The following is a 5,830-nucleotide window of genomic DNA, read 5'->3' as shown; positions in this document are numbered from 1 at the left end:
ACTTACAAGACTTGAATCTGGCGAATGAGTGTTCAAAATAACATAAACTCATATTGCGAGTCGAAGTAAGTAATTATAAAATTTTTTCATGATATGATAACTGTAAAAGCGATTAAAAAGGAAACATTCTCTACAATATGCGAAATGTTCCCTTCATGGCATGGGTGGCTTACTATACTTTCTATTATGCTTATCTGCAATATTTATCCTTGAAGGACATAATTACCTGCGCCATTGAAATATCCTGATGAATAGCCATTAAGGATTCAAAGCCGCTAAAGTATGCTATATTCTTGTTGCGAGCTCAAGCGCAATATAAAAATTGCTGAGCTGATGGCCCCTTTCCTCGCTGCCTCCGAGAATTCTTCTATCCCACTCGGGAGCATCGAGCAGATCTCCGCTTATTAAAAAATCGTAGAATTCCAACCCCCTGAAATCGCATACTGCCTGAGCGCCAGCACATTCCATCTCTACGGCAATACAGCCTTCCGATCTTCTTTTTTCCATGTTGCCCCTTGTCTCACGGTAAATGCCGTCAGTGGTCCACGTCTTTCCCATAACGTAAGGCAAGCCAAGTTTATCAAAAACCCGAGCAATTTTTTTGGAGTTTCTTATTTCAATATAATCCTTTGCCTTGGCGTAATGGTAAGAAAATCCCTCATCACGGTATGCATGTGTGGGAATAATCAATTTTCCTGCAGTGATCGCTTTGTTTAATGTTCCGCAAGCGCCAAACATAATATATTTTGTTGCGCCGATTAAACAATGTGCTTCTTCAATACATGTTCCAGACCCGGTCGAAGATATCAACGTCATATAAAATGCAAATTCCTTACCTTTATATACAAACTTAAAAATGGGGATGTTGCCATTCACCGAGCCGATTGAAGCGATTTGCGTACAGTTAAAATCTGCAAGAATATTTTCAACTACAATATTCGAGAAAGTTACGATGCAAATGTCACAAATTTTATTCCGTTTTCCATAACAACTATCCGGGTTGATAATGGCTTCCGTTTTGTCATCAAATGTTTCTGTTATCATCACGTACCTCCCGATATAGCATACTACCAAAATTCATATATAAATTTTATCATAAGCAGACAAAAAAATCCATGTGCAAGTCCAAATCCTAACACATGGATTTTTGATGGTGCCGCTGGCCGGAGTCGAACCGGCACGCTGTTGCCAGCGGTGGATTTTGAGTCCACTACGTCTGCCAATTCCATCACAGCGGCGCAATAACAAAATTATAATAACATACGGTATATAAAAAATCAAGACGAAAAAAGTTGAATCTTCGATTCGCGATATGAGCTCTATGTTATTTTGGACACTCATTCGCTAAATTCAAGTTTTATAAGTTCTAAGGCCAGCCGCCTTAAGAATCCAAGAGCTTTTGAAACTTATCTTCACTCAGACAATCAAAAGCTCTAAGGATTCTTATGCGGCAGCAGGCCAAGAACTTATCAAAACTCTCATAATGTTCATTCGTCGCTCAAAATAACATAATCCTATTTATGCCTGATTTCATATTACAAATTGAAGATAAATTATATGGAGAATATTATGAAAAGAGGAATCATCAAATGGATTATAATACCAGTATTTTATTTTTATAATTGGTTATTATAAATAACGAAGGGTACGTAATGGTGGAGCCAAGACTTATATATGCTCTAAATGGGGTATATATGAGCCGGCCAAAGGTTTCATACAGGTCGAAAGGCTTGTATGCAGCCGGAGGGAAGATTCTGCATGGTGGGGAAAGGCTTTACTGCAGTCGACATACTGATATATTGATTGTAACTCTTTACTGGTGTATTTACACCAATATGTGGGTATAAGTTAATATACTGATATTATTGATTGCAGCGGTGTCCCAACTTATCATGCAGGGTCGAGCTAAGAGCATTCAGGGTATTGATTTTAACATCAGGCCACATGTTTTCTCGATCATATAGTGCCGTGAGGTATTATATGATCGATCAGATATCTTGAACGTTCGAACGAACCATTATCATAGATAATGAACTGTTTGGTCATGGTCGGCAGATCATGGCTGAATAATAAGTTATCTATGGTGGTGCAAGGTATATCATTACGTGCTCTTCTTAATTTTTTATCAGCCTGTCTAACGCTCAAAATAACATAAACTTATATTACGAATCGAATTTTTTATACATTTTTAAGTGCAAAAATTTCTGTAACAGCTTAAGTTTTCACTGAATATCATAGTAATATACTGTGATAAAAGGAGCTGAAATTTGTTGCAGATATATGTAGTCAAATCCGGCGACACGCTGTTTAGCATCGCACGGATGTTTAGCATACCATTGGAGCGGCTGATACAGTCGAACATGGTGCCAAACCCCGATGACTTAGTTGTCGGGCAGACGCTTGTTATACCGATTTGGGGGAGCTACCACTTCGTGGAACCGGGAGAAAGCCTCTACCAGATCGGAAGGCAGTATAATATTCCTGTTTCTGAAATTTTGAGAATAAATTCGATAACGGATCCCAATAAGATATACGCAGGAATGAGGCTGTATATACCTCAAAGACCAAGGATGACTGTGGATGTCGGAGCTTATATAGACCCGCTGATAACAGGCCCTGAAAGGGCGCCATCCGAGATAGATAAAGTCGCAGATAATCTTACTTATCTTTCTATATTTAAATATGCTGTAAGATCTGACGGAAGCATTACTACGGATATTCAAGACCAGCCTCTCATTAATGCGGCATATAGGCATCGTACGGTACCGCTTATGGTCCTGACAAACTTTGAAGGAGGAACATTCAAAAGGGGCCTTGCAACTACGATATTATCAAACCCGTCATTGCAGGATAAAGTACTGGATCAGGCTATTTCCACAATGACACGCAAGGGCTATTTGGGCCTTGATTTCGATTTTGAATATCTTGGCGCTGAAAACCGCGAAAGATATACTGATTTTTTAAGAAAAGCAGCAGAAAGATTAAGGCAGAGAAACTTTTTTATATCAGCGGCTCTTGCCCCAAAAATATCGGGAGATCAAAAGGGTATATTATATGAAGGGCATGACTATAAAGCTATAGGTGAAATTGTGGACTTCATATTTTTTATGACATATGAATGGGGATGGTCAGGCGGCCCTCCTCTTCCAGTAGCTCCGATAGATCAGGTAAGAAGAGTAATGGAATACGCGATATCCGTAGTGCCAAAAGATAAAATTATGATGGGCATCCCTCTATACGGATATGACTGGACTCTTCCTTATGTTCCCGGCGGCAAATTTGCAGAATCGATAGGCATGCAGGAAGCGATAATGAGAGCTGCAAGGAACAATGTAGCCATACAATACGATACGACTGCACAATCTCCACATTATAATTATACCGATTCACAGGGGAGACGGCATGAAGTATGGTTTGAAGATGCGAGGAGCATACAGGCAAAGTTTAACCTTGTAAAAGAGCTTGGGATACGTGGTTTCTATTACTGGGTGCTGGGGAAGGATTTCCCTCAGAACTGGCTGCTTCTTCAGGATAATTTCATTGTAAGAAAAAGGGTATGACCTTAAATTACCGGCATGTACCGCATAAGATTTTTAAGCTTTGATGATTCTATCATACAAAGCATGCAAAAACTCCACGGTACATGCTTCTTTTAAGGTTATATTTATATTCGAAGAATACTATTATATCTTGCCCTCCTGTTTGAGCTTTGCCTCATACAATACTATCGATGTAGCAATAGCAACGTTTAAAGAGTCACAATCCCCATGCATCGGTATAGAGACCATTTTATGACGATTGTCATACCACTTTTCGGATATACCGTATTTCTCGCTTCCTGCAACTATTGCAACCCTTCCCTCATACCCTTCTTCATAATATCCCCTTTCAGCTCTTGTATCCGTGAGTATTATGCTAAAGTCGTTTTTATTCAGCCATTTTATCGCCTCATCTGTATCAAGTTCTATTACAGGTATTTTAAAATTGGACCCCTGGCTGCTTTTTATTAATTTTGGATGTGTGAGCCTGGCCTTGTGGTTGCATATAAGTATGCCATCTCCCCCCGCACCGTCAACCGCCCTTATTATAGTTCCGATATTCCCCGGTATCTCAAGGCCGTCAAGTACGACTATTATGTTTCTGTCCTTAAGCCTTATATCGTCTATAGTATGCACGGGAAGCCTGCATATGGCAAGCAAGCCATCGGGATTGTCCCTCTCGCTTACTTTTAATAAAACTTTTTTTGAAACCATATACGAATCATTTGCCGCATTTATAAAGTCATCCACTATTTTTATGGATTCGCTGCTGAATATAAGCTCCGGGCAAAACAGGAACGCTTCTATCTGAAGGTTATATTCAAGAGCTTTTTCGCACGCCCATATGCCTTCTATAATAAAAAACCTGTTGGGGTTAGGCTTTGTATTGCTTATCAACGATTGTATCTGCTTTATCCTGCCATGATGGGGTCCTGCAAATTTTACTTTGCTTCTATATTTATCGATGAAGTATTTCTCTTTTTCTTCAGCCGGTACTTCCTTAAAGTCCATTTTATTATCTATCCTTTCAATATATATTAACCGTAATCTATATTTTTCTAAAAATATTTTAACATATTCTTCTTATCCTTCATATCATATATAGAATGCACTTATGCATTTATTTTTATATCAATAGGAGTGGATTACTGTGTTAAAGGCTGATGCCGTATTTGACGGCGGAGGGGTTAAAGGCATAGCACTTGTCGGGGCATTGTGCTGCCTTGAGGAAAAAGGTTATGTTTGGAACAATGTTGCAGGAACTTCGGCAGGCTCCATGGTCGCCGCCATGATAGCTGCGGGATATACCAGAGATGAACTCAAAAAAATCATCTTTGAGATGGATTTTGAAAGCTTGCTGGACAAAGGCGGGCTTCAGTCGATACCTCTGCTTGGAAAGCCTTTATGTTTTCTTATAGATAAGGGCATCTATAGCGGCAATTATATTGAGAAGTGGATGAGGAACAATCTTAAAAAGAAAGGCATAACAAAATTTAAAGATGTTTCAGTCAAAGGAAAATCCCGTCTTAAAATCGTTGCGGCAGATATAACAAAAAAAGATTTGCTCATTTTGCCCGATGATCTCGTCAAATACGGTATGGACCCTATGGAATTCGACATTGCAAGAGCTGTAAGAATGAGTATAAGCATACCGTTTTTCTTTAAGCCCGTTAAGTTAAAATACAGCACAGGATGCAGTTACATCGTCGATGGCGGGGTACTCAGCAAATTCCCCATATGGATCTTCGACGTTAATAAAAAACCGAGATGGCCTACAATAGGTTTTAAACTTTTAGGATCCAAAGTGTCAAGGACCGGGTCCGGCAAATCAGACATCGTTTCATTTACTCTGGATATCATAGATACAATGATAGAAGAGCATGAAGAAATACACTTGAAGAATAAAGATTTCGTAAGGACTATACCTATTTCAACATCGGGAACAAAAGCAACGGAGTTTAGTCTAAGCCGTAAAAAATGTACCGCTCTTTTTAATTCCGGTTATAATGCTGCAAATAAATTCATAGGCAATTGGAATTTTGCAGAATATGTGGAGACATTCAGAAAAGGTTAGCAATTGGGGACGGTTAACAAATCTTTCAACAGTCAGGATCAGGGACGGTTAATAAATTCTCCTGTTTTTTTCAGCCATATGAGTTTTTATTAACCGTCCCTGTGCCTGTCCTACTGCCACCATTATTTGTTAATTTATCTTAATAATGTTATAATTCAAATATAATTTAACTCGTTGTGCTAGCTTTTTTACTGGTAAAAATTGCGAATGAAAAACC

The 5,830-nt window shown here is 38.9% G+C and carries 6 protein-coding genes and 1 tRNA gene; 3 read left to right on the top strand and 4 right to left on the bottom strand.

Annotation, left to right across the window (positions count from 1 at the left end; all coding sequences use genetic code 11):
• Nucleotides 1-285 precede the first annotated feature (285 nt).
• Together QME45_14300 and QME45_14295 are read right to left on the bottom strand one after the other, a co-directional pair.
• Nucleotides 286-1,044, bottom strand: a complete 759-nt coding sequence (locus QME45_14300) for a nucleoside phosphorylase (GenBank protein ID MDI6619801.1) — start codon at nucleotides 1,042-1,044, stop codon at nucleotides 286-288.
• 107 nt (nucleotides 1,045-1,151) lie between these two features.
• Nucleotides 1,152-1,238: transfer RNA gene (locus QME45_14295), tRNA-Leu, on the bottom strand.
• A gap of 414 nt (nucleotides 1,239-1,652) precedes the next feature.
• On the opposite strand from QME45_14295, the gene QME45_14290 reads away from it, so the two are divergent.
• Nucleotides 1,653-1,847, top strand: a complete 195-nt coding sequence (locus tag QME45_14290) for a hypothetical protein (protein ID MDI6619800.1) — start codon at nucleotides 1,653-1,655, stop codon at nucleotides 1,845-1,847.
• Between the two features lie 109 nt (nucleotides 1,848-1,956).
• On the opposite strand, the gene QME45_14285 is transcribed toward QME45_14290, so the two are convergent.
• On the bottom strand, nucleotides 1,957-2,145 hold the full coding sequence (locus QME45_14285; GenBank protein MDI6619799.1) for a hypothetical protein: 189 nt from the start codon (nucleotides 2,143-2,145) through the stop codon (nucleotides 1,957-1,959).
• A 125-nt stretch (nucleotides 2,146-2,270) separates the two neighbouring features.
• On the opposite strand from QME45_14285, the gene QME45_14280 reads away from it, so the two are divergent.
• On the top strand, nucleotides 2,271-3,560 hold the full coding sequence (locus QME45_14280) for a glycoside hydrolase family 18 protein (GenBank protein ID MDI6619798.1): 1,290 nt from the start codon (nucleotides 2,271-2,273) through the stop codon (nucleotides 3,558-3,560).
• A gap of 123 nt (nucleotides 3,561-3,683) precedes the next feature.
• Here the strand turns inward: QME45_14280 and QME45_14275 are convergent, their stop codons facing one another.
• Nucleotides 3,684-4,550, bottom strand: coding sequence for an RNA methyltransferase (locus QME45_14275; protein ID MDI6619797.1), 867 nt, complete (start codon nucleotides 4,548-4,550; stop codon nucleotides 3,684-3,686).
• Between the two features lie 133 nt (nucleotides 4,551-4,683).
• On the opposite strand from QME45_14275, the gene QME45_14270 reads away from it, so the two are divergent.
• Nucleotides 4,684-5,613: a patatin-like phospholipase family protein gene (locus QME45_14270; protein MDI6619796.1), complete on the top strand. Its 930-nt coding sequence runs from the start codon at nucleotides 4,684-4,686 to the stop codon at nucleotides 5,611-5,613.
• Nucleotides 5,614-5,830 lie beyond the last annotated feature (217 nt).

Source organism: Clostridiales bacterium (assembly GCA_030016385.1).
Taxonomy (GTDB): Bacteria; Bacillota; Clostridia; order Clostridiales; family Oxobacteraceae; genus JASEJN01.
This window is presented reverse-complemented; position numbering and strand designations above follow the sequence as displayed.

Excerpts from the sequence above, each read along its gene's own strand:
- QME45_14300 (MDI6619801.1), bottom strand. The coding sequence starts at position 1,044 with ATGATAACAGAAACATTTGATGACAAAACGGAAGCCATTATCAACCCG.
- QME45_14290 (MDI6619800.1), top strand. The coding sequence starts at position 1,653 with ATGGTGGAGCCAAGACTTATATATGCTCTAAATGGGGTATATATGAGC.
- QME45_14275 (MDI6619797.1), bottom strand. The coding sequence starts at position 4,550 with ATGGACTTTAAGGAAGTACCGGCTGAAGAAAAAGAGAAATACTTCATC.